This window comes from Pelagibacterium sp., assembly GCF_035555455.1.
GTDB lineage: Bacteria > Pseudomonadota > Alphaproteobacteria > Rhizobiales > Devosiaceae > Pelagibacterium.
In genome coordinates, this window is record NZ_DATMGM010000018.1 from 1 (window position 1) to 21,010 (window position 21,010).

The 21,010-nt window shown below is 62.2% G+C and carries 24 protein-coding genes; 19 read left to right on the plus strand and 5 right to left on the minus strand.

Annotated features, from left to right (window positions below):
* The coding region (locus tag VNS12_RS02920) for a transketolase-like TK C-terminal-containing protein (RefSeq protein ID WP_325486344.1) at nucleotides 1–768 on the plus strand (768 nt) is incomplete at its 5' end.
* Nucleotides 769–844: 76 nt separating this feature from the next.
* Nucleotides 845–1,852: a type I glyceraldehyde-3-phosphate dehydrogenase gene (gap, locus tag VNS12_RS02925; RefSeq protein WP_325486345.1), complete on the plus strand. Its 1,008-nt coding sequence runs from the start codon at nucleotides 845–847 to the stop codon at nucleotides 1,850–1,852.
* A 49-nt stretch (nucleotides 1,853–1,901) separates the two neighbouring features.
* Here gap and VNS12_RS02930 read toward each other — a convergent pair whose 3' ends face one another.
* Entirely contained in the window at nucleotides 1,902–2,387 is a 486-nt protein-coding gene (locus VNS12_RS02930) for a hypothetical protein (RefSeq protein WP_325486346.1), read from the minus strand.
* A 110-nt stretch (nucleotides 2,388–2,497) separates the two neighbouring features.
* Between VNS12_RS02930 and VNS12_RS02935 the strand changes: the two genes are divergently transcribed.
* The 8 genes from VNS12_RS02935 to VNS12_RS02970 all read left to right on the plus strand — a co-directional run bounded on the left by VNS12_RS02935 (nucleotide 2,498) and on the right by VNS12_RS02970 (nucleotide 10,439).
* Nucleotides 2,498–3,703 (plus strand): phosphoglycerate kinase, encoded by a 1,206-nt coding sequence (locus VNS12_RS02935; protein ID WP_325486347.1) that lies wholly within the window; start codon nucleotides 2,498–2,500, stop codon nucleotides 3,701–3,703.
* A gap of 130 nt (nucleotides 3,704–3,833) precedes the next feature.
* On the plus strand, nucleotides 3,834–4,856 hold the full coding sequence (locus VNS12_RS02940; RefSeq protein ID WP_325486348.1) for a class I fructose-bisphosphate aldolase: 1,023 nt from the start codon (nucleotides 3,834–3,836) through the stop codon (nucleotides 4,854–4,856).
* Between the two features lie 118 nt (nucleotides 4,857–4,974).
* The gene (locus VNS12_RS02945) at nucleotides 4,975–5,559 is read left to right on the plus strand and encodes a thiamine phosphate synthase (protein WP_325486349.1); all 585 of its coding nucleotides are present in this window, start codon (nucleotides 4,975–4,977) and stop codon (nucleotides 5,557–5,559) included.
* Entirely contained in the window at nucleotides 5,556–6,596 is a 1,041-nt protein-coding gene (locus VNS12_RS02950; RefSeq protein WP_325486350.1) for a tetratricopeptide repeat protein, read from the plus strand. Before VNS12_RS02945 ends, VNS12_RS02950 begins: the two co-directional genes overlap by 4 nt.
* Before the next feature lie 256 nt (nucleotides 6,597–6,852).
* Complete coding sequence (gene efp / locus VNS12_RS02955; protein ID WP_325486351.1) at nucleotides 6,853–7,416, plus strand: elongation factor P; 564 nt, start codon at nucleotides 6,853–6,855, stop codon at nucleotides 7,414–7,416.
* A 71-nt stretch (nucleotides 7,417–7,487) separates the two neighbouring features.
* Nucleotides 7,488–8,279: an inositol monophosphatase family protein gene (locus VNS12_RS02960; protein ID WP_325486352.1), complete on the plus strand. Its 792-nt coding sequence runs from the start codon at nucleotides 7,488–7,490 to the stop codon at nucleotides 8,277–8,279.
* A 117-nt stretch (nucleotides 8,280–8,396) separates the two neighbouring features.
* The gene (locus VNS12_RS02965; protein ID WP_325486353.1) at nucleotides 8,397–9,398 is read left to right on the plus strand and encodes a flagellar motor protein MotA; all 1,002 of its coding nucleotides are present in this window, start codon (nucleotides 8,397–8,399) and stop codon (nucleotides 9,396–9,398) included.
* Nucleotides 9,399–9,413: 15 nt separating this feature from the next.
* Nucleotides 9,414–10,439 (plus strand): peptidoglycan -binding protein, encoded by a 1,026-nt coding sequence (locus tag VNS12_RS02970; RefSeq protein WP_325486354.1) that lies wholly within the window; start codon nucleotides 9,414–9,416, stop codon nucleotides 10,437–10,439.
* A gap of 82 nt (nucleotides 10,440–10,521) precedes the next feature.
* Here the strand turns inward: VNS12_RS02970 and VNS12_RS02975 are convergent, their stop codons facing one another.
* On the minus strand, nucleotides 10,522–12,357 hold the full coding sequence (locus VNS12_RS02975) for an ABC transporter transmembrane domain-containing protein (RefSeq protein ID WP_325486355.1): 1,836 nt from the start codon (nucleotides 12,355–12,357) through the stop codon (nucleotides 10,522–10,524).
* A gap of 187 nt (nucleotides 12,358–12,544) precedes the next feature.
* Between VNS12_RS02975 and rpmE the strand changes: the two genes are divergently transcribed.
* Nucleotides 12,545–12,769: a 50S ribosomal protein L31 gene (gene rpmE / locus VNS12_RS02980; RefSeq protein ID WP_325486356.1), complete on the plus strand. Its 225-nt coding sequence runs from the start codon at nucleotides 12,545–12,547 to the stop codon at nucleotides 12,767–12,769.
* A gap of 81 nt (nucleotides 12,770–12,850) precedes the next feature.
* On the opposite strand, the gene rcdA is transcribed toward rpmE, so the two are convergent.
* Nucleotides 12,851–13,366, minus strand: a complete 516-nt coding sequence (gene rcdA / locus VNS12_RS02985) for a protease adaptor protein RcdA (RefSeq protein WP_325486357.1) — start codon at nucleotides 13,364–13,366, stop codon at nucleotides 12,851–12,853.
* 322 nt (nucleotides 13,367–13,688) lie between these two features.
* Nucleotides 13,689–13,871, minus strand: coding sequence for a DUF1192 domain-containing protein (locus VNS12_RS02990; RefSeq protein WP_325486358.1), 183 nt, complete (start codon nucleotides 13,869–13,871; stop codon nucleotides 13,689–13,691).
* A gap of 60 nt (nucleotides 13,872–13,931) precedes the next feature.
* On the opposite strand from VNS12_RS02990, the gene VNS12_RS02995 reads away from it, so the two are divergent.
* The 4 genes from VNS12_RS02995 to VNS12_RS03010 all read left to right on the plus strand — a co-directional run bounded on the left by VNS12_RS02995 (nucleotide 13,932) and on the right by VNS12_RS03010 (nucleotide 17,733).
* Nucleotides 13,932–14,930, plus strand: a complete 999-nt coding sequence (locus VNS12_RS02995; RefSeq protein WP_325486359.1) for an NAD(P)H-quinone oxidoreductase — start codon at nucleotides 13,932–13,934, stop codon at nucleotides 14,928–14,930.
* Between the two features lie 158 nt (nucleotides 14,931–15,088).
* Nucleotides 15,089–15,973 carry an alpha/beta hydrolase gene (locus VNS12_RS03000; protein ID WP_325486360.1) on the plus strand — a complete coding sequence of 295 codons (885 nt, stop codon included), beginning with the start codon at nucleotides 15,089–15,091 and terminating at the stop codon, nucleotides 15,971–15,973.
* A 121-nt stretch (nucleotides 15,974–16,094) separates the two neighbouring features.
* Nucleotides 16,095–16,826 carry a DUF1013 domain-containing protein gene (locus VNS12_RS03005; protein WP_325486361.1) on the plus strand — a complete coding sequence of 244 codons (732 nt, stop codon included), beginning with the start codon at nucleotides 16,095–16,097 and terminating at the stop codon, nucleotides 16,824–16,826.
* A 142-nt stretch (nucleotides 16,827–16,968) separates the two neighbouring features.
* Nucleotides 16,969–17,733: a sulfite exporter TauE/SafE family protein gene (locus VNS12_RS03010; RefSeq protein WP_325486362.1), complete on the plus strand. Its 765-nt coding sequence runs from the start codon at nucleotides 16,969–16,971 to the stop codon at nucleotides 17,731–17,733.
* A gap of 65 nt (nucleotides 17,734–17,798) precedes the next feature.
* Here the strand turns inward: VNS12_RS03010 and VNS12_RS03015 are convergent, their stop codons facing one another.
* Nucleotides 17,799–17,975, minus strand: coding sequence for a YdcH family protein (locus VNS12_RS03015; RefSeq protein WP_325486363.1), 177 nt, complete (start codon nucleotides 17,973–17,975; stop codon nucleotides 17,799–17,801).
* Between the two features lie 141 nt (nucleotides 17,976–18,116).
* Between VNS12_RS03015 and VNS12_RS03020 the strand changes: the two genes are divergently transcribed.
* From VNS12_RS03020 to VNS12_RS03035, 4 genes are all read left to right on the plus strand, one after another.
* Nucleotides 18,117–18,332, plus strand: a complete 216-nt coding sequence (locus VNS12_RS03020; RefSeq protein ID WP_325486364.1) for a YdcH family protein — start codon at nucleotides 18,117–18,119, stop codon at nucleotides 18,330–18,332.
* 66 nt (nucleotides 18,333–18,398) lie between these two features.
* A complete protein-coding gene (locus tag VNS12_RS03025) occupies nucleotides 18,399–19,211 on the plus strand; it encodes a siderophore-interacting protein (RefSeq protein WP_325486365.1) in 813 nt (270 codons plus the stop codon).
* Between the two features lie 179 nt (nucleotides 19,212–19,390).
* The gene (purE, locus tag VNS12_RS03030; RefSeq protein ID WP_325486366.1) at nucleotides 19,391–19,885 is read left to right on the plus strand and encodes a 5-(carboxyamino)imidazole ribonucleotide mutase; all 495 of its coding nucleotides are present in this window, start codon (nucleotides 19,391–19,393) and stop codon (nucleotides 19,883–19,885) included.
* Nucleotides 19,878–20,975, plus strand: a complete 1,098-nt coding sequence (locus VNS12_RS03035) for a 5-(carboxyamino)imidazole ribonucleotide synthase (protein ID WP_325486367.1) — start codon at nucleotides 19,878–19,880, stop codon at nucleotides 20,973–20,975. Before purE ends, VNS12_RS03035 begins: the two co-directional genes overlap by 8 nt.
* The last annotated feature ends 35 nt before the right edge of the window (nucleotides 20,976–21,010 follow it).

A 21,010-nucleotide genomic window follows, 5' to 3' on the forward strand; every position in this document is an offset into this window, starting at 1 on the left:
TACGGCATCCGCGAACACGGCATGGCTGCAGCCATGAACGGCATCGCGCTGCACGGGGGCCTGATCCCTTATGGCGGCACGTTCATGACGTTCACCGATTATTGCCGCCCTTCGATCCGGCTGTCCGCCCTGATGGGCATCCGCGTCGGCTATGTGATGACCCACGATTCCATCGGCCTGGGCGAAGACGGTCCGACTCACCAGCCGGTCGAACATCTTGCCGCCCTGCGCGCCATTCCCAATCTGCTCGTCCTGCGTCCCGCCGATGCGATGGAAGCCGCCGAATGCTGGGAAATCACGCTGGAGCGCGAGAAGACCCCTTCGATCCTCGCACTTTCGCGTCAGGGCTTGCCCGCCTTGCGGGATGCGTATTCGGAAGACAATCTGTGCCTGCGCGGGGCCTATACCCTGTGGGGTGACGAAGACGCCGATGTGGTGATTTTCGGCACCGGTTCGGAAGTGCAACTGGCGCTCGAAGCGGCCAGGGAACTGTCCGCCGAAGGCATTTCCGCGCGCTGTGTGTCGGTGCCGTCCATGGAACTGTTCCACGCCCAGCCTGACGACTACAAGCGTTCGGTCTTCGGTAGCGCACGGGCGCGCGTCGCCGTCGAAGCCGGCATCGAAATGGGCTGGTCGAAGTTCCTCGGCGACAAGGGCCGGTTCATCGGCATGACCGGGTTCGGCGCCTCCGGCCCGATCGACGAGCTCTACAAGCACTTCGGTATTACGACCAAAGCCGTTGTTGAAGCGGCCAAGGCCCAGCTTTAAGTCACTTTTACCGGCAAGGAGCGCCCAGAGGCGCTCCACCCTGCCATCCGGCATGTCATATTCAAGGAGCAGCTCCATGACCGTCCGCGTCGCCATCAACGGATTTGGCCGCATCGGCCGCAACATCCTGCGCGCCATCGTCGAATCCGGTCGCACCGATATTGAAATCGTCGCCATCAATGATCTGGGTCCGGTCGAGACCAATGCCCACCTCATCCGCTACGATTCCGTACACGGCAAATTCCCCGGCACGGTGACGGTCGCGGGCGACACCATTGATGTGGGCCGCGGCCCCATCAAGGTCACGGCGGTTCGCAACCCCGCTGAGCTTCCTCACAAGGAACTCGGCGTCGATATCGTCATGGAATGCACCGGCATCTTTGCGTCCAAGGAAAAGGCCTCGGCCCACCTCGAAGCCGGCGCGAAAAAAGTGATCGTCTCGGCTCCCGCCGAAGGCGCCGACCTCACCGTGGTCTATGGCGTCAACCATCACCTGCTGTCGCGCGATCACGTGGTGATCTCCAACGCTTCGTGCACCACCAACTGCCTGGCACCGGTCGCCCACGTGCTCGATAAGGCCGTCGGCATCGAGCGTGGTTTCATGACCACGATTCACTCCTACACCGGCGACCAGCCCACCCTCGACACCATGCACAAGGACCTCTACCGCGCCCGTGCAGCGGCGCTGTCGATGATCCCGACCACCACCGGCGCCGCCAAGGCCGTTGGCCTCGTCCTGCCCGAGTTGAACGGCAAGCTCGACGGCACTTCCATCCGCGTTCCCACCCCGAACGTCTCGGTTGTGGACTTCAAGTTCATCGCCAAGAAGTCGACCTCGATCGAAGAGATCAACGCCGCGATTCAGGAAGCAGCCGAAGGTCAGCTCAAGGGCATCCTCGGCTACACCACCGAAAAGCTGGTCTCCATCGACTTCAACCATGATCCCCGGTCCTCGATCTTCCACATGGACCAGACCAAGGTCATGGACGGCACCTTCGTGCGCATCCTCACCTGGTACGATAACGAGTGGGGCTTCTCGAACCGCATGAGCGACACCGCCGTCGCCTTTGCCAAGACGCTCTAAGCGTCTCTGCTGGACCGGAGTTTCGGGAGCAATCCCGGACCTCCGGCAGTCACTGGTCGTTGCCAGCCACGCACGCCGCCACATATGTCAGCGCCTCGAACGATCCCCCGAGGGATATTTCGGCAATATCCAGCTCAGGCGCCGAAACGATGAGCATGTGCCCGCGCCGCAGCGCATCGATCAGGGCCAGCGTCCGCCCGTCGCCGGGTCCAGAGCGGTAAAAGAACACAGCGCCGTCTTCCGCCGTAACCGGCAATGCCATCTGCTGGCCGTCAATCAAAAATTCGAGCTGCGGTGGCGCATCCGCAAACGGTTCGATCCCTGCGGCGGGCGTCAATTGCAGCAGAAGGGCGCCCGCATCGTCGAGATGGTCCCCCGCACATTCCAGACTGATATGGCCATCTGTCTCGCTGCCGCCACCAGCTGCGAACGTCCCCATATTGTAATATCCGCCCCAGATCGGGGCCTGCTGGGCAGACGCTGGAACCATGGCTGCCATGGCGCAGAGCACGAAGGGCAAAAAGATGGGCTTCATGATACGATCCCCGTTGCATTCGTGTTGTCGAGCGGTCAATTGAGCCGCTCGGGACTTCCGCCCCGGGCCGCACTCTGCTACCCAATAACGTTAGGAAAAAGGTGCCTCGCATGAGCGTTGCGTTCAAAACCCTCGATGACCTGTCTCTGGACGGCAAGCGCGTCCTGGTGCGCGTCGATCTCAACGTGCCGACCAAGGACGGCAAGGTGACCGACGCAACCCGCATCGAACGCGTGGCCCTCACCATCGCCGAAATCGCCAACAAGGGCGGCCTGCCGATCCTGCTCGCCCATTTCGGACGTCCCAAGGGTAAGGTCGATCCCGCCATGAGCCTCGAAGTGGTGGTTGGCGATCTGCGGCGCATCGTCGGCAAGCCGGTCCATTTCGCCCGCACCGACTGGACCGATGTGAGCGAAGCCCGAAAGGTGATCGAAAGCGCCGAACCCGGCTCGGTGGTGCTGCTCGAAAACACCCGCTTTCATCCCGGCGAGGAAGCCAACGATCCGGAGCTGGTGGCGCGCATGGCGTCGCTGGGCGACCTGTACGTCAACGACGCGTTTTCAGCCGCGCACCGCGCTCACGCCTCCACCGAAGGGCTGGCGCACGCGCTGCCCTCTGCGGCAGGCCGGGCCATGGAAGCCGAGCTCAAGGCCCTCGAACAGGGACTGGGCAATCCGCAAAAGCCGGTGATCGCTGTCGTGGGCGGGGCCAAGGTCTCCACCAAGATCGATCTGCTGGAAAATCTCGTGACTCGCGTCGAAGGCCTCGTGATCGGTGGCGGCATGGCCAACACCTTCATCTACGCCCTTGGCTATGATGTCGGAAAATCCCTGTGCGAGCGCGACCTCAAGGACACGGCCCTGCGCATCATGGACAAGGCCGAAGAGGCGCGCTGCGCCATCATTCTGCCCATTGACGGCGTGGTGGCCTGGCACTTTGAGGCCAATACGCCCTCCCGCGTCTATGGCCTCGACGCCATCGACAAGGACGGCATGGTTCTCGATGCCGGACCCCAATCGGTTGAAAAGATCAAGACCGCCATCAATGAGGCAAAGACCGTGGTCTGGAACGGCCCCCTCGGCGCTTTCGAGATTGCCCCGTTCGATACGGCAACGGTGGACGTGGCCCGGCACGTCGCCGAACGCACCCGCAAGGGCCTGCTCACATCGGTGGCCGGCGGCGGCGATACGGTCGCGGCCCTCGCCCATGCCGGGGTGAAGGACGACTTCACCTACGTTTCCACCGCCGGCGGCGCTTTCCTTGAATGGATGGAAGGCAAGCCTCTCCCCGGCGTCGACGCGCTGCGGCAAGGCTGACGAACCGCCTGGTGAGAGAGTGGATATTACCTCTCTCATCAATTGGTCCCATACCCGAACGTCTAATCGATTTTGACGGGCATGTTGGGTATTTTCCGCGCACGATTCATAAAAATGGGGTTTGTTTTCGATGTCTCGGTTGAGCGACATTGCCCACCAGCTCGTTGCGCCCGGCAAGGGAATCCTTGCCGCCGACGAATCCACCGGCACCATCAAGAAGCGGCTCGACACCATCGGGGTCGAGTCCACCGAAACGACCCGGCGCGATTATCGCGAAATGCTGTTCGGTGCGACCGAAGCGATGACAAGCTACATTTCCGGCGTCATCCTGTTCGATGAAACCCTGCGCCAGTCGGCTTCGGACGGAACCTCCTTCGTCGACATGCTGCGCGCCATGAACTGCCTGCCGGGCATCAAGGTCGATATCGGTGCCAAGCCGATGCCGGGCTATGCCGATGAAACCGTCACCGAAGGCCTCGACGGCCTGCGCGAACGGCTCAACGAATACGCACGGATCGGCGCAGCCTTCGCCAAGTGGCGGGCCGTCATCGCCATCGGCGAGAACAAGCCCACCCGCGCCTCGATCCATGCCAATGCCCACGCGCTGGCCCGCTATGCTGCCCTGTGTCAGGAAGCGGGCATCGTGCCGATCGTCGAGCCGGAAGTCCTGGCCGATGGCAAGCCCGGCGATCACACCATTGAGGTGTGCGAACGGGTAACCACCGACACCTTGGGCGAAGTCTTCGAACAACTGCGCCTCGCGGGCGTCGAACTCGATGGCATGATCCTCAAGCCCAACATGGTCATCCCCGGCGTCAACGGCCCCAAGGTCTCGGTCGAGGACGTTGCCGAGCGCACGGTGCGCACCCTCAAGGCGACCGTCCCCCCCATCGTTCCCGGCATCGCCTTCCTTTCGGGCGGCCAGACCAGCGAACAGGCCAGCGCCAACCTTTCGGCAATGCAGCATGTGAGCAAGCTTCCCTGGGCCCTGACCTTCTCGTATGGCCGCGCGCTCCAGGCCGATGCTCTCGCCGCCTGGGCCGGCAAGCCGGAAAACGTCGAAGCCGCCCGCGCGGCCTTCACCCACCGCGCCCGCATGAATTCGCTGGCTTCGCGTGGGGAGTGGGCGCCGGAACTCGACCGCGCCGCATAATAGGAGCGGCGCAACCCGCGGTTGCACCTTCCAAATACGCAAGGGACGCTGTAAGCCACAGCGTCCCTTTTTCGTCATGGTTTGACGGCATGGGGAACACAAAGAATATTGGGGCACCATGGCCAGCGAAATTTTCCTCATCACCGATCCGAACGCAGAGACCGAAACCACGGCGACGCACCTCAAGGCGACGCTCGAACGGGTCGGCGCCGCCGTCGTGCTTGTCTCCGCCGGCGAGGCGGATGATTATGCCTATGTGGACAAGCTCAAGGCGCTGGTGCCGATCGCCCACGCCCATGATTGCGCCGTTCTGGTTGATGGGCGGCCCAGTCTCGTCAAATCGACCCGCGCCGACGGCGTTCATATGTCGGGCGGCATCAAGGCGCTGCGCGAGGCGATCGACACCCTCAAGCCTGACCACATCGTCGGGTCCGGCGATATCGGCTCGCGCCACGAAGCCATGCTGCGCGGCGAACTTGATATCGACTATCTGCTGTTCGGCGATCGCGCCGAACCCGGTACCGAGGAGCGCGCTGACGAGCGCGACATGGCCCAATGGTGGGCAGAAACCTTCGAAGTGCCCTCGGTCTATCGCGCGACAACCGGCGAGGCCGAAGTGTTCGATACCCTCGGCTCGGAATTCATTGCGTACGACGAGGCCGACTGGGACAAAATCGATGTAACAGCCGGAGCCACCGCATGAGGCTGGCCGCCACCATGTTGGCTGCCCTACTGGCCATCGCCCCGCTCTGCGCCACCGCGCAATCCGGACAGATGGACGAGGCCGTCGACATTTCCCGCCTGCTGCTTGATCCGCCGGAAGGTGTCGACCTCGCCTTTGGCGCCTTCCAGCGTGGCTATTATCTCACTGCCCTGCGCCTGGCCGAGCGCCGCGCGGCACAAGACGATGCGGTCGCACAGACCCTGATCGCTGAAATCCACGCCAATGGGCTGGGCGTCCCTCAGGATATCCCCAAGGCGATTGGCTGGTATGCCCAGGCCGATCAGAATGGCGACATCCAGGCGACCTTCCAGCTCGCCATGATCTACCAGAACGGCACCGGCGTGCCCCGCAATCGCCAGCGCGCCGCGACGCTGTTTGAAAAGGCCGCCGCCGAAGGCCATCCTGCCGCGATGTACAATCTGGGGCTTCTCCATGTCGAGGGGCTGCACGCCGAGCCCAATCTGGTGCGGGCCGCCGAACTGATCGGCAAGGCCGCTGAAACGGGTCTGCCAGAGGCCCAGTATGATTTCGCCATCATGCTGCTCGAAGGCGCGGGAGTGCCCCCCAATACCGAGCGGGCGCTCGATCTGCTCGAAGCCTCTGCCGAAGCTGGCCTGCCCGCCGCGCAGGTCGAATACGCGACCCTGCTTTATCTCGGCACGCGTACCGGCACCCGCGAAGCGGAAAGCGCCGCGCTCTGGTATGGCCGGGCGGCTGAAGCGGGCAATGCCGTAGGACAGGTCCGCTACGCCATGATGCTTGCCACCGGAGAAGGCGTGGCACAGGATTTCGAAACAGCCGCGATGTATCGCTCCCTCGCCCGGCGTCAGGGGCTCACCGACGACGCCCTCGACCAGATGCTCCGCGCCGCCGAACGTGAAACAGTTGCTCAGGGCGAGGAGCGAGCACGGTTCTGGCCTGCTTCGCCGCCCACAAATGGTTCGTCCGATATTCAGTCCGATACGCCCGAGCCCACCCCCCTGCCACAGACATTGACTGTACCACCCGACCCCTAGCGGCGCTGTTGCGGTATGGTTCAGGTTTCACCCTCTTTACGGCAGGGTTGAAAACCGCCGCATTCTAGGGCAAAAGCCAGCTTGAACACCATGGCTGGTCCAATCCTGACCGAACGGGCCATGTGTATTGTAACATCGTGTCAGATCGCGCTGTCGCAGTGGAAAAGCATTTTGGGCTTTTCGCTTCACGGCGCTCCGTTCCAACCGCGTGTCGCCAACGGTCCCAAGCGAACGCCGCAGCGAAAAGTCATTCACTATGAAGATCAACGGCAACGAAATCCGTCCCGGCAATGTGATCATGCATCAGGACAAGCTCTGGGTGGCGGTTAAGGTCGATCACGTCAAACCGGGTAAGGGCGGCGCATACGCCCAGGTCGAACTCAAGGCAATCATTGAAGGCACCAAGCTCAACGAACGATTCCGCTCCGCAGAGACCGTCGAGCGTGTCAGCCTTGAACAACGTGACTTCCAATATCTCTACGCGCAGGGCGATGCGCTGGTGTTCATGAATACCGACACCTATGAGCAGATCGAACTCGACACCGATTTTGTCGGCGAACGCGCCGCATTCCTGCAGGACGGCATGATGGTGACTGTCGAAATGCACGAAGACAAGCCGCTCGGCATTCAACTCCCCGCGCAGGTCATTCTCGAAGTCACCGACACTGAGCCCGTGGTCAAGGGACAGACCGCCGCCAACTCTTTCAAGCCGGCAGTTCTGGAAAACGGCGTCCGCACGATGGTGCCCCCCTTTGTCGGTATCGGCCAGAAGATCGTCGTCGACACCGAAGAAGTCACCTACGTTCGCCGCGCCGACTGACCCAGCCTTTTCGGGAGCCATCTGGCTCCCGCCAGCCCTTTTATTGATCCAACGCCCGACAGGAACCCGCCATGGCCCGCTCCGCGCTGATGAACATCATGGTCAATGCCGCATTCAAGGCCGGCAGGGGCCTGATCCGCGATTTCGGTGAAGTTGAAAATCTCCAGGTCTCCCGCAAGGGACCTGCTGATTTCGTCTCGGTTGCCGACAAGCGCGCCGAAAAGGTCATCATGGAGGAGCTTCTCAAGGCCCGCCCGACCTATTCCTTCCTCATGGAGGAAGGCGGCGAGATCAAGGGCACCGACGGGATGCACCGCTGGATCATCGACCCCATCGACGGCACCACCAATTTCCTGCACGGCATTCCGTTGTTTGCCGTCGCCATCGCCCTTGAGCGCAGCGGCGAGATCGTTTCCTCTCTGGTGTTTAACCCGGTGATGGACGAGCTGTTCGTTGCTGAAAAGGGCAACGGTGCCTGGCTCAACAACCGCCGTTTGCGCATGGCGGGCCGTCGGCACCTCTCGGAAGCCGTAGTTTCAACCGGCATCAAGCTGACCGGCAAACCGACCGATGCCGTCTCCTTGCGGCAGGTGGCTCACATCACCCCCGCCGTCGCCGGAGTACGCCGCACCGGCTCGATCTCCATTGACCTCGCCTGGCTGGCGGCTGGCCGGTTCGACGGTGTCTGGGAAGATCGCCTCGCCCCGTGGGACATTGCCCCGGGTCTACTTTTGATCAAGGAAGCTGGCGGGTTCATTACCGACTACACTGGCGGCAATGACGCCGTTGCCAAGGGCCAGGTCGTTGCTGGCAACGAACCCATCCACGCGGCTCTGCTCAAATCCGTTCAGGCGGTCGTTTGAGGGCCCGGAACCCGCAAAATCCCCGCGCAAGTCATTGTCAGGCCAGAATGGCCTGACTAAGCTGGCGCCCGACAGCAGACGCCGTTCCGGGGCGCTGCACCGGAGCCAGACAGGTCAATGACTCAGCCCTACGATCCTTACCACCTCGCCAATCCTCTGGTCTATCTGATCAAGATGGTGATCTTTCTCGTCCTTGTGGCGATGGTGGCGATCATCCTGCTCTCGCAATTGTTGACCGCATTCTGGTCGTCGCCCTTCATCAACGGCCTTATCCTGTTTGCGTTCACGGTTGGTATCGTGCTCAGCTTCCGGCAGGTCATTCGGCTTTTCCCTGAAGTGCGCTGGGTCAATTCCCTGCAAGAGGGCAATGCCGGGCAATTGCGCCGCGCTCCGATCCTGCTGGCCCCCGTCGCCGCTATCATGCGCGATCGTCTTGGCGAGACCGTCATCACTCCGGCCTCGATGCGCTCCATCCTCGATTCGGTGGGCATACGCCTCGATGAAGCCAAGGAGACCTCACGCTACCTCACCGGCCTGCTGGTGTTCCTGGGCCTTCTGGGCACCTTTTACGGTCTGTTGCAGACCGTGGGCTCGGTCGCCGGGGTTATTCAGAGCCTTGATGCCGCTTCGGGCGATAGCGCCAGCCTGTTCGGCAATCTCCGCGATGGCCTCGAAGCGCCGCTGGGCGGCATGTCCACGGCCTTTTCATCCTCCCTGTTCGGCCTGGCCGGTTCGCTCATCCTCGGCTTTCTCGATCTCCAGACGTCGCAGGCGCAGAACGCATTCTATACCGATCTGGAAGACTGGATGAGTTCGATGACCGAACTCGACCACCCCATGACAGCAATGCAGGCCAGCAATTTCGACGTGTCCAGCAACGAAATGCAGCAAATGTTCGAACGGCTCGGCGCAACCATGCAGACGCAGAACTCGTCGCAAAACGCCATTCGCGCCATGGCCGAACTGGCCAAGGGCATCGACGGTCTGGTCAAGCATATTCGTGCCGAGCAGGAAGACTTGCGGGCCCACATCACCGATCAGTCCGAGGTCAACCAGCGGTTGACCCGCCTGATCGATGCGCTGTTGCAGGATTCGGACCGTCCCCGCGACGGCCATTGATCAGGAGCATCGGATATGGCTCTCGTTCGCGGACGGACTTCGGAACGCCCCAACTTCTGGCCCGGCTATGTCGACGCGTTGTCGAGCCTGCTGCTCGTCATCATCTTCCTGCTGTCCATGTTCATGGTGGCGCAGTTTTTCCTCAATCAGGAAATTCTTGGCCGCGATAGCGCCCTGCAACGGCTCAACGCCCAGATCGCCGAACTCACCGACCTGCTCCAGCTCGAACGCGCCAATTCCGAAGATCTGGAACTATCCATAGCGTCGCTTTCAGCCACCCTCTCCGGCGTGGAGTCCGAACGCGACTCATTGCAGAGCCAGATGGCCGGGCTCGGGGCTGGCATCGCCGAATATGACAGCACGCTCGCAGGGCTTGAATCCGAGCTTTCCGCCGAGCGCGAGCTGTCCTCTGAAGCTCAGGCACAGGTGGCCCTGCTCAACCAGCAGCTTGCCGCCCTGCGCCAGCAGATCGGTGCGCTTGAAGCGGCGCTGGAAGCGTCGGAACTGCGCGACACCGAGAGCCGCACCCAAATCGCCGATCTGGGCCGCCGCCTCAACGTCGCCCTTGCCCAGCGTGTGCAGGATCTCTCACGCTACCGCTCCGATTTCTTCGGGCGCCTGCGCCAAATTCTCGAAGGCCGTTCGGATGTGCAAGTGGTCGGAGACCGTTTCGTCTTCCAGTCAGAGGTCCTGTTCGACGCGGGACAGGCCGTCATTTCTGCCGAAGGCCAGAACCAGATCAATGGTCTGGCCTCGGCTATCCTTGAGCTTGAGCAGGAAATCCCCTCCGATATCCCATGGGTGCTGCGCATCGATGGGCATACCGACCGACGCCCGATCTCGACACCGCAGTTCCCCTCAAACTGGGAGCTCTCCGCCGCCCGCGCCATTTCCGTCGCCAAGCTCCTGGTGCAACAGGGCGTTTCCCCCAACCGACTGGTCGCCGCCGGGTTCGGCGAATTCGCCCCCCTCGACCCTGGCGAATCCGACGAAGCCTACCGCCGCAATCGCCGCATCGAATTCAAGCTGACCGAGGGATAGGTCGTTAGACCTCACCAAAAGAGCCCCCTTCTCCCTTGAGGCAGAAGGGGGGAATGAGGGGTGCGCTGAGGTGGAGCGCTCCCTACCCCGGCAGCGCCTCGTCATTGATCCGGAACTGCAATTTGGCCAGCTCCGCATAGCGGCCGCCCTTGGTGACCAGTTCATCATGGGTGCCCTGATCGATCAGGCGTCCCTTGTCGAGCACCAGAATCCGGTCGGCGTTGCGGATGGTGGCAAGCCGGTGCGCGATGACCAGCGTGGTCCGGCCCTGCATCAGCCTTTCAAGCGCCCGCTGCACAAGGTGCTCGCTCTGCGCATCGAGCGCGCTGGTGGCCTCGTCAAGCAGCAGAATGGGGGCGTCCTTCAACAGGGCCCGCGCGATGGCAACACGCTGCTTCTGCCCGCCCGACAGCATGACCCCGCGCTCGCCAACAAGCGTATCAAACCCCTCAGGCAACTCTTCGACAAACCCGGTCACCAGCGCCGCATCGGCGGCGGCCCGAACTTCGTCCATGCCCGCATCGGGTTTGGCAAAGCGGATATTATCGGCGATCGAGCCAGCAAAGATCACCGGTTCCTGGTCCACTGATGCGAACCGTCGGCGCAATGGCGCCGGATCGGCGTCGCGCACATCGATCCCATCGACCCGCACCACGCCCGAATTTACATCGTAAAACCGCTGCAACAGCGAAAAGACCGTCGATTTCCCGGCCCCCGACGCCCCCACCAGCGCCACGGTTTCTCCCGGCTCGACGGCAAACGAGAGCCCGGCGAGGATCGGCGCGTCATCGCGAGTGATATAGCTGAAATCAACGTCTTCGAACGCCACCCGTCCGATGGGCGGCTCAGGCAAGGCCACGGGGTCGGCCCGCACCGGCAGCCCCGAACGCGTATCGAGCAATTCGATCAGCCGCTCGGTCGCCCCGGAAACCTGCTGCAAGGTGCCGAACAGATCGCTCATATTGGTCAGCGCGCTGGTGGCAATCACCGCATAGATGGCGAACTGGGCCACCTCGCCAACGCTGATCAACCCGCTGAACACCGCCTGGCTGCCCATCCACACCAGCGCCACCATGGCGCAAATGGCGACGAACATCACGATGCCGATCAGCAGCGAGCGGGTCAGCAACCGGTTGAGTTCTGCCTCATAGGTCGTCTCGGCATAACCGCGGAAGACATTTTGCTGATGCTCTTCCTGCACGAAGGATTTGACCGTTTTGACCGACGACAACGTCTCGGTAACCATCGCGGAAAGATCGGCCAGCGAATCCTGGGTCACCCGCGACACCTTGCGCATCCGCCGTCCCATGATAACCAGCGGAATGACGATCATCGGGATGACCACGACAACCCCCAGCGCCAGCTGGAAGTTGGTGAGGAACATCATCAGCACCGCGCCCAGCAACAAGATGAGCGAGCGCAGGGCCAGCGAGGCGGACGACCCCACCGCGCTGCGGATCACCGCCACGTCGGCATTGAGGCGAGACGTCAACTCTCCCACCCGGTTGACGTCATAAAACGTCGCATCGAGCGTCATCAGATTGTCGAACACTTCCTGGCGCAGGTCGGTGATCACCCGTTCCCCGATAACCGAAATCAGATAGAATCGGGCCCCCGCCGAAACCGCCATCACCCCGCCAATGACCACGATCAGCCAGGCATAGGAGGTGACGATCTCGAAATTTTCCGTAACGAACCCTTCGTCGATGAAGTTCCCTGCAAAATAGGGGATCGACAGCGACGCAATCGCCGCGATCAGCAGGAAGGCCAGGGTCAGCGCAAGACGGAGCGGATAACGCAACAGGAACGGCAATAGCCGGCGCAGCGGTGCCAGCGAAGACGGTTTCGCACCGGCCTTGAGGCGCGGCAGCTCTGAGTCGGCTTGCGCCATCGATTTTTGCGGATTGATTTCAGACATGATTGGGCCTGCCGTGTTTGGCGCCTAGATAGTCCCTCAAGGCTCGTGGGGCAAGTTGCCTGCATTGACAACGTGTGTCTTTGCCGCCCCTTGCGCTCGCGCCCGTGTTTCTGTAAAAGGCAGCCAACCAATTTGCGAGAGAACTCGTTCGGGCGCTGCTGCGCCCGTTTGATTTAGGGCCCGATCCATGAAAAAAGACATCCATCCCGATTACCACTTCATCACCGTGACGATGACCGACGGGACCGAATACAAGACCCGTTCGACCTACGGCAAGGAAGGCGACGTCCTCCAGCTCGATATCGACCCCACCACGCACCCGGCATGGACCGGTGGTCAGGGCAAGCTGGTCGACCGCGGTGGACGCGTGTCGCGCTTCAAGGAAAAGTTCAAGGGCATCCTCGGCTCGTAAGAGACCGCTGCTCGGAAATATCAAAGCCCGGCCAATGTGCCGGGCTTTTTGTTGCGATGACGACTTGGAGGTGGCCCCCGGTCAGCTGCCGAACGCCGCCCGCAACCGATCCATCTGCGAGGTCAGTGCGTTTTCCCCCATCGGCTCGGCAGGAAGGTCCTCGCCGCGCTCGACGCGGTCAAACTTGACGACGCGTTCGAACAGCCGATCACCCTTGTCGATATAGGCCTTCATCTGCGCGGGGATATCGTCCCATCCCGGCCCGCCCCGGTCGGACGGCAGGGCCGAAAACTTCACCTTGGCCTTTTCGCTCAATGCCTGTTCGGACGAAATCTCGCCCTCATTGACCGCCCGCTGCAACAACAGCCAGGACGCCAGCTGCATCAGCCGTGTGGTGAGGCGCATGCTTTCGGTGGCATAAACGAAAGAGGCTTCCCGATTGAGCGCCTTGCTCTCGCTGCGCCCGTCGCCGTCGAGATAGGCCGCGACCTCTTCGATCAGCCCCATGCCTTCGCGATACAGCATGTCGAACCCGCCCGAAGCCAGAAGCCTTGGGGTCAATGCAACGGCATCGCTGGGGGATCTGGCGTCGGTCACGGCCACTCCTTGAGTCAGACTTGATCTTGATGGGCCGATCTTACGCGCATTTCCCAAGGCCGTCATCACGGCGCAAAAGGGATTTGAAACTAGGCTTAACGCGCCGCCGCACGGCACACCTGCCCCCCCAAAAAGAAAAAAGAGCCGTCGGTGAACGGCTCTCGAAAGTTAACAGGGAGGCGTCAAACAGAGGGAAGGAACCGCTCTGAACAACTCCAGCGCAAACTGGATAACCAAAACCTAACCCGGAACCGTAAAGTTTTCCTTAACAGGACTCGCTTTTTTAACCTTACCGGTTTCTCGCCGCCCGATCTCGGCGTTTTCAGAATTTAAACACGGCGTCGGCCGCCGAACGGCTGGCGCTTTTGGCCGCGATCGCGCGCTCCAGCCGCCCGATTTCCGCCTTGAGCGCTTCGATGCGGTGTTCCAGCTCATCGATCGACAGCGCGTCGAGCCCCATCCCGATCTCATGGGTCCGCGCCACCTTGGCCACATCGTCGTCCATCACTTCACCTCGCCAAATTTTGCGCTTGGCTCATTGTGTCCCGCCATTATGATGACGTCCATGACAATTCCCGATTACATGCTGGCCATTGAAATCACTGCTCCCGGCGGCCCGGATGTATTGCAGGCCACAACCGTGCCCACGCCGCACCCCAATCCCGGCGAGGTGCTGATTGCCGTCAAGGCCGCCGGCGTCAACGGGCCCGATGTGGCCCAACGCAAGGGCAACTATGCGCCCCCGCCCGGCGCTTCGCCCCTGCCCGGTCTTGAGGTGTCAGGAACCGTCGTCGCGCTGGGCGAAGATGAAACGCGGCTGGCCATTGGCGATGAGGTGGTGGCCCTGTGCAATGGCGGCGGCTACGCGCACTATGTGGCCGTGCCGGTCGGTCAGGTGCTCCCCAAGCCCGCGGGATGGTCACACATCCAGGCCGCAACGCTTCCGGAAACCTTTTTCACCATCCAGCAAACCTTGGTGGAACGAGCGCGCCTTGCAGCCGGCCAGACGGTTCTGGTCCACGGCGGGTCCGGAGGCATTGGGGCAACCGCGATCCAGATGTGCCGGCTGTATGGCGCCATGGCGATCGCCACCGTCTCAAGCCCCGAAAAAGCCGCTTACGCCCGCCAATTGGGGGCTGCCCACACCATCCTCTATCCGTCGGAAGACTTCGTCGAACGCACCCGCGCCCTCACCGATGGTCGTGGCGCTGACATCATTGTCGATCTCATCGGCGGCAGCTACGCCAACCGCAATTTCGAGGCCGCCGCCTATGGCGGCCACATCCTCCAGCTCGCTATCCAGGGCGGGGCGAAGGCCGAGGTCAATCTGGGCCTGCTGCTGATGAAGGCGCTGACCCTTTCAGGCTCCACCCTGCGCCCGCAACCGCCCGCCACCAAGGCGCGCCTGGCGCAAGGGCTCAAATCGACCGTATGGCCGGGCATCGAAACCGGCACCATCCAGCCGCCACGCATTCGCACCTTCGCGCTGGAAAACGCCGCCGACGCGCATCGCGCCATGGCGCTGCCCGATCATTACGGCAAGATCGTCCTGACCGTTTCCTGATCTGCCTGCCCACGCGCCGCCGTTGATGCAGATCGACAACACTGCGCGCTCACGATTGTGTCAGGGCGTCCGATGCCCCTTGCCAGCCATGACCTCTATGGCGATTCTGTTTTCGCTGGGGGCGCGAACCAGTGTTCGGCATGTTGATTGAACCTTTGATGACTCAGACTACCCTCCGCCTCATCGGCGGCATCGCCCTCGCGTCGTTGCTCGTTTATGCGTTCGTTGTCCTTGTGGCCTATACGTTCCAGCGCGAAATGGTGTTCCCCCGCCGCTTCGTGAATGCCGCGCCGTTCGCTGCCATGGTCGGCCCGGATTTCGAGCGCCTGACTCTGGAAACCTCGGATGGCGAGCGCCTCAAGGCCTATTTCAAGCCCCCGACCGGCCACGCTCCGGTCATTGTCGCCTTTCACGGCAATGGCAGCGTGCCCGAACCCATCGCCGTGCGCTTTGGCACCAACCCGTGGGCCGACGCCGGATTTGGCGTCCTGACCTTCGCCTATCGCGGCTATCCCGGCTCAACCGGCGAGCCCAGCGAATCCGGGCTGTTGCTCGATGCCGAGGCGGCCATCGCCTATGCGCGCGAGCGCGCGCCCTCCAGCCCAATGGTGTTTTACGGCCATTCCCTGGGCACCGGCGTGGCGGTCGCCATGTCGGAACGCCACCCCAGCCAGGCCCTGGTGCTCGAAGCGCCGTTTTCCTCGCTGCCCGATGTGGTCGCCGCCACCATGCCGTTCCTGCCCGGCCAGTTGATGCGCGACACGTTCTTTTCCGCCCGCCGTATCGCGGGAACACAGGCCGAAACCGTGGTGATCGTGCACGGGGAGCGCGATACGGTCGTTCCCGCCTTCCTGGGCCGCCGGCTGTACTCCGCCGCGCCCCACGGAATTTTCATGGCCGTGGAAGACGCCGATCACCTCAGCCTGCGCGGCATGCGCGACACCGAAATCTTCACCCTGGTGCTCGATGGCTATCCCCCGGAACCCACGCCCCAAAGCGAGCCCGTCGGAACTCCCGACCCGCTTGAAACCGGGATGATATGATTAACAATTGCAAGGCCACGCCCAAGCGCCTATATTGCCGTTCAAATTCCCCCTCATTTACCAATTGGCGAGGCGGGCGATCCGGAGGAATACCGGGTCGCAGCACAGGAGAACTTTATCAATGGCCACACAATTGCTCATGCCCAAGGCGACCGCTGTCTGGCTGGTTGAAAACACCGGGCTGTCCTTCAAGCAGATCGCCGACTTCTGCACCCTGCACCCGCTTGAGGTTCAAGGCATTGCCGATGGCGACGTGGCGACAGGCATTCGCGGGGTCAACCCGGTCCAGAATGGCCAGTTGACCCGCGAGGAAATCGCACGGGGCGAAGCGGATCAGAATTACCGGCTCAAGGTGTCCGAACCCAAGGTCAAGGTTGCAGCCCCCAAGCGTCGTGGCCCGCGCTACACGCCCACGTCCCGCCGCCACGAGCGCCCCAATGCCATCAAATGGCTGGTGCGCAATCATCCTGAACTCAAGGATGCCCAGATCATGCGTCTGGTGGGCACAACCAAGGCGACCATCGAAGCCGTACGCGACGGCACCCACTGGAACACGGCCAATTTGACCGCCATGGATCCCGTGACGCTGGGCCTGTGCACCCAGGTCGAACTCGACATGGAAGTGCGCAAGGCTGCCCGCGCCGCCGGCATCACCGAGGAAGCGCCGGAAGGCACCCGCCTTCTCACCGCCGAAGAAGCCCTGAGCCGGACGCAATACGAGACCGAGTCCGAAGACGGCGCAGAAAAAACCCCATCGGACGACGCCTACGACGCCGAACGCGAGGCCGAATCGGTGTTTGCCAAGCTCAAATCCCTCAAGGGCAGCGACGCGGACCTCGACGAGCGCGAATAGCGCCCCACCCCTGACGTTCATTCAGGCGTCGGCCCGCTGCCAGTTGGCGCGGGCCGTTTTTATGCCGTCCGGCGGCAGCTTGACTTCGGCCCCGTTTGGCGGCGCTATGCCTGACTGATCTTTATTGACCTGCCGGTTCTGTATGCTCGACATCACCTTTTTTCTTGTCGCCGCGCTTGCGGTGTTTCTTGTCGGGCTCTCGAAATCTGGATTGGTGGCCAGCCTGGGGGTCATGGGTGTTCCGCTCCTCACGCTGGTGATGCCCGCGCGCGATGCGGCAGGCATGATGCTGCCGCTGCTGATCGTGATGGATGTGATTGCGCTGATCTCTTACCGGCGTCAGGTCAACTGGAAAATTGTCTGGATTTTGCTGCCCGGTGCGCTGATCGGCACGGTCATCGCGTGGTCGCTGTCCGCCGTCGTCAGCGAGGCCATGGTCCGGCTCGCCATCGGTATCATCACGCTGCTGTTCGTGCTCGACGCCTGGCTTCCGCTGCGCAGCAAGCTCAGTGGATTGCCGCCCTCACGCCGGTGGGGGAGTTTCTGGGGCACCATTGCCGGGTTCACCAGTTTCATCAGTCACACCGGTGGCCCGCCGATCCAGATTTACACCCTGCCCATGCGCATGTCGCCGGCCCTGTTCGCGGGGACCAACGCGGTGTTTTTCTCTGTGGTCAACGCCATCAAGATCCCGCCCTATTTCGTCCTCGGCCAACTGTCACTGGCCAATATGCAGGCCGCGCTTTACCTCGTTCCTGTCGCGATAGGGGGCATGCTGCTGGGCGTCTTCCTTGTCCGGCGCATCGATACGTCCCTGTTCTACCGGGTCGCCTATGTGCTCATCTTCGCCCTATCGCTCAAGCTGATCTATGACGGGGTGATAGGCATCACCGGCACAGTGACCTGAGGAAATAAAAAAGGCCGCAGCTTGCGCCGAGGCCTCACAGATTGATCACGCTTGAAGCGGGACCCTTAATGGGGAGCGTCACGCGAAGCGCGCGCCATCTGATCCTTGAGTTCGAGCTTCTTGCGCTTGAGAGCGGCGATCAGCAGCGCATCACGCGAGGGGTGACGCATTTCCTCGGAGATCTTTCGATCGATATCCTGATGCCGCCGCTCCAGGGAAGTGATGTAAGTCTGTGAAGTCATAGTCACTCCTTTCATCATTGGACGACAATATCGTCACATTCTTTGCCGTCTTTGTCCAATGGCAAATCTGTGGCAAAAGTCGTCCATCAGCGTATGGAATGCGCCGCAATTTACGCTTCGTGCCGTGCAGGGGATCACTTCATGTTGCCATTGGATAAGGAAATCGAAGCAAGGCTGGGGCTTGAACTGGCCACCAAGCGCCAGGAACATTCCGATCTCGATGCCGCCATTCATACGCTTTCTGCGTCGGGCCTGGCCGACGCCACCCTGATTCAGCGGCTCAAGAAGCGCAAACTGGCCCTCAAGGACCGCATCACCCAACTCGAACGCATGATCCTCCCGGACATCATCGCATGACAGGTAAGTTGACTTTATCCGTCACCATTCGTACGTCCTGATGTAGCAAATTTAGGAAGAGTGCAAATGACCGACCAATCCCGTTTCGTCGAACGTGTCCGCCATGAGCTCAAGTTCCGCGTGGCGACCGTGCTCGAAACCGAGCACATCACCCCCAGGATGGTGCGCGTCACTCTCGGCTGCGACGATTTTGCGAGCTTTGTCTCCCTTGGCTATGACGATCATTGCAAGGTGTTCTTTGCAGAACCGGGTGCAACCGGGTTTCCCGTCCCCACGGCCGGCGAGAATGGCCTGGCTTTCCCGTCCGGGCAGCGGCCGGAAGCGCGCGACTACACCCCGCGCTATTACGACAATACCGCAAAGACGCTGACCCTTGATTTCGTCCTGCATGGCGATGGTCCGGCGTCGAGCTGGGCTGAAAAGGCTGCACCGGGCCATCAGATCGGCATTGGCGGGCCCCGCGGCTCGTTCGTCCTGCGCGGAGCGTTCGACTGGTATGTGCTGATCGGCGACGAAACCGCCCTGCCCGCCATTGCCCGCAGGCTGGAGGAGCTGCCCCGCGACGCTGCGGTTTTCGCCCTGATCGAGATCGCCGATACCGCCGAAGTCCAAAAAATCGATGCCCCAGAAGGCGCTCAGATCAAATGGGTCAGCCGCGAAGGCGCCGAACCGGGCACCCCCGATCTGCTGCTGGCCGCCGCCAGAACCCTCGTTCTGCCCGAGGGCGATGGCTATGTGTTCATCGCTGGCGAAAGCGCGATGAGCAAGGCGGTGCGCAAGCATTTCGTCGAGGATCGCCAGCACGAGCCCGACTGGATCAAGGCGGCAGGCTATTGGCAGGCCGGCACCCAGGACTTCGACGACGGCCACGCCCACTGATCGTTCCCACCGGCTTCGTCTTTTGTCGGCTTGAATCGCGGCCCGCCTTCGGATACAGCCACGCTTTGGCCACTACAGTGCTGCTTTGAAAAGGGCCCTCTGCCCAATGAGGAGCGCGCGAAAACGAAAGGCCGGCCCGGTTCGGACTGTGTCCGGACGACGCCCGGCGGGACAGGCTCATGGTTACACCCCCTCCGATTGCCATTGTCATGGGCAGCCAGTCGGACTGGCCGACGATGCGTTTTGCCGCCGAAACGCTCGAAGCGCTGCGGGTCGATTATGAGGCCCGTATCGTTTCCGCCCACCGCACCCCATTGCGCATGGTCGATTTCGCCACCACGGCGCGCGACGAAGGCTTTCAGGTCATCATCGCAGGTGCCGGGGGCGCGGCCCATCTGCCGGGCATGATCGCCTCGATGACCACTTTGCCGGTGCTTGGGGTCCCTGTGGAATCGAAGGCCCTGAACGGTCTCGACAGCCTCTATTCCATCGTTCAGATGCCCGGCGGCGTCCCCGTCGCCACCCTTGCGATCGGCAAGCCCGGCGCAATCAACGCCGCTTTACTTGCCGCGTCGATCCTGTCGCTGTCAGACGACGATCTAGCCGACCGGCTGGCTGAATGGCGGGAGCGGCAAACCAGCGCCGTGGCGGAGTTCCCCAAAGACGATGACTGACCTGCGCCCGCTTTCCCCCGGATCCCGCATCGGCATTCTGGGCGGCGGCCAGCTTGGCCGCATGCTGTCCCTCGCCGCCAGCCGTTTGGGCATGCGCACCCACATCTATTGCCCCGATCCCGACAGCCCCGCCTTCGAGGTGACCCCGCACAAAACGGTGGCATCCTATGACGATGCCCAGGCCCTGCGCGCCTTTGCCGAAGCGGTCGATGTGGTGACCTATGAGTTCGAGAACGTTCCCCTGGCCGCCGCGCGCCTCATCGCGGAAATCGTGCCCCTGCGCCCCGGCCCCCGCGCCCTTGAAGTCAGCCAGGACCGCCTCGTCGAAAAGGCGTTCCTGAGCGAAAGCGGCATTGCCATTGCGCCCTACAGTCCCGTTACCAGCCTGGCTGAACTCGAAGCCGCCATCGCCCGGATCGGCGCGCCCAGCGTGCTCAAGACCACCCGGCTTGGCTATGACGGCAAAGGACAGCGGATGCTCCGCAGCCCCGAGGACGCTGCCCACGCCTTTGCCGAGCTTGAGGCCGGCGCGCCGCTGGTGCTCGAAGCCTTTATTCCTTTCGAAAAAGAAATCTCGGTGATCGTCGTGCGCGCCGCCAATGGCGACATCGTCTCGTACGATCCGTCCGAGAACGTTCATCGCGACCACATCCTCAAGACCTCGACCCTGCCCGCCTCCATCTCGCCTGCTGCGGGCAGCACGGCAAAAGCCATTGCCGAACGCATTGCCCAGGCGCTCGATTATGTGGGCACCATGGGGGTCGAATTTTTCGTCGTGGCCGATGGCGACGAGCCGCATCTCCTCGTCAACGAGATCGCCCCAAGGGTCCACAATTCCGGGCACTGGACCCAGGCGGTATGTGTCACCGATCAGTTCGAAAACCACATCCGTGCCGTTGTGGGCTGGCCCTTGGGCGACACGACGCGGCTTGCCGATGTCACCATGGAAAACCTGATCGGCGACGAGATCTTCGCCACGGCTGACCGGTCCGCCACTCCGGGGGTCCAGCCCCACATCTATGGTAAAAGCGAAGCACGGGCTGGCCGCAAAATGGGCCACCTCAATATCGTGCACCCGATCAAGCGATAGAATTACGGCGTCCGCAAGCCTTTGGTGGACAGCGC

What these genes read in the sequence shown, in the direction of transcription:
- gap (WP_325486345.1), top strand. Translation starts at nt 845, where the DNA reads ATGACCGTCCGCGTCGCCATCAACGGATTTGGCCGCATCGGCCGCAAC.
- VNS12_RS02930 (WP_325486346.1), bottom strand. Translation starts at nt 2,387, where the DNA reads ATGAAGCCCATCTTTTTGCCCTTCGTGCTCTGCGCCATGGCAGCCATG.
- VNS12_RS02935 (WP_325486347.1), top strand. Translation starts at nt 2,498, where the DNA reads ATGAGCGTTGCGTTCAAAACCCTCGATGACCTGTCTCTGGACGGCAAG.
- VNS12_RS02940 (WP_325486348.1), top strand. Translation starts at nt 3,834, where the DNA reads ATGTCTCGGTTGAGCGACATTGCCCACCAGCTCGTTGCGCCCGGCAAG.
- VNS12_RS02945 (WP_325486349.1), top strand. Translation starts at nt 4,975, where the DNA reads ATGGCCAGCGAAATTTTCCTCATCACCGATCCGAACGCAGAGACCGAA.
- VNS12_RS02950 (WP_325486350.1), top strand. Translation starts at nt 5,556, where the DNA reads ATGAGGCTGGCCGCCACCATGTTGGCTGCCCTACTGGCCATCGCCCCG.
- efp (WP_325486351.1), top strand. Translation starts at nt 6,853, where the DNA reads ATGAAGATCAACGGCAACGAAATCCGTCCCGGCAATGTGATCATGCAT.
- VNS12_RS02960 (WP_325486352.1), top strand. Translation starts at nt 7,488, where the DNA reads ATGGCCCGCTCCGCGCTGATGAACATCATGGTCAATGCCGCATTCAAG.
- VNS12_RS02965 (WP_325486353.1), top strand. Translation starts at nt 8,397, where the DNA reads ATGACTCAGCCCTACGATCCTTACCACCTCGCCAATCCTCTGGTCTAT.
- VNS12_RS02970 (WP_325486354.1), top strand. Translation starts at nt 9,414, where the DNA reads ATGGCTCTCGTTCGCGGACGGACTTCGGAACGCCCCAACTTCTGGCCC.
- VNS12_RS02975 (WP_325486355.1), bottom strand. Translation starts at nt 12,357, where the DNA reads ATGTCTGAAATCAATCCGCAAAAATCGATGGCGCAAGCCGACTCAGAG.
- rpmE (WP_325486356.1), top strand. Translation starts at nt 12,545, where the DNA reads ATGAAAAAAGACATCCATCCCGATTACCACTTCATCACCGTGACGATG.
- VNS12_RS02990 (WP_325486358.1), bottom strand. Translation starts at nt 13,871, where the DNA reads ATGGACGACGATGTGGCCAAGGTGGCGCGGACCCATGAGATCGGGATG.
- VNS12_RS02995 (WP_325486359.1), top strand. Translation starts at nt 13,932, where the DNA reads ATGACAATTCCCGATTACATGCTGGCCATTGAAATCACTGCTCCCGGC.
- VNS12_RS03000 (WP_325486360.1), top strand. Translation starts at nt 15,089, where the DNA reads ATGACTCAGACTACCCTCCGCCTCATCGGCGGCATCGCCCTCGCGTCG.
- VNS12_RS03005 (WP_325486361.1), top strand. Translation starts at nt 16,095, where the DNA reads ATGGCCACACAATTGCTCATGCCCAAGGCGACCGCTGTCTGGCTGGTT.
- VNS12_RS03010 (WP_325486362.1), top strand. Translation starts at nt 16,969, where the DNA reads ATGCTCGACATCACCTTTTTTCTTGTCGCCGCGCTTGCGGTGTTTCTT.
- VNS12_RS03015 (WP_325486363.1), bottom strand. Translation starts at nt 17,975, where the DNA reads ATGACTTCACAGACTTACATCACTTCCCTGGAGCGGCGGCATCAGGAT.
- VNS12_RS03020 (WP_325486364.1), top strand. Translation starts at nt 18,117, where the DNA reads ATGTTGCCATTGGATAAGGAAATCGAAGCAAGGCTGGGGCTTGAACTG.
- VNS12_RS03025 (WP_325486365.1), top strand. Translation starts at nt 18,399, where the DNA reads ATGACCGACCAATCCCGTTTCGTCGAACGTGTCCGCCATGAGCTCAAG.
- purE (WP_325486366.1), top strand. Translation starts at nt 19,391, where the DNA reads ATGGTTACACCCCCTCCGATTGCCATTGTCATGGGCAGCCAGTCGGAC.
- VNS12_RS03035 (WP_325486367.1), top strand. Translation starts at nt 19,878, where the DNA reads ATGACTGACCTGCGCCCGCTTTCCCCCGGATCCCGCATCGGCATTCTG.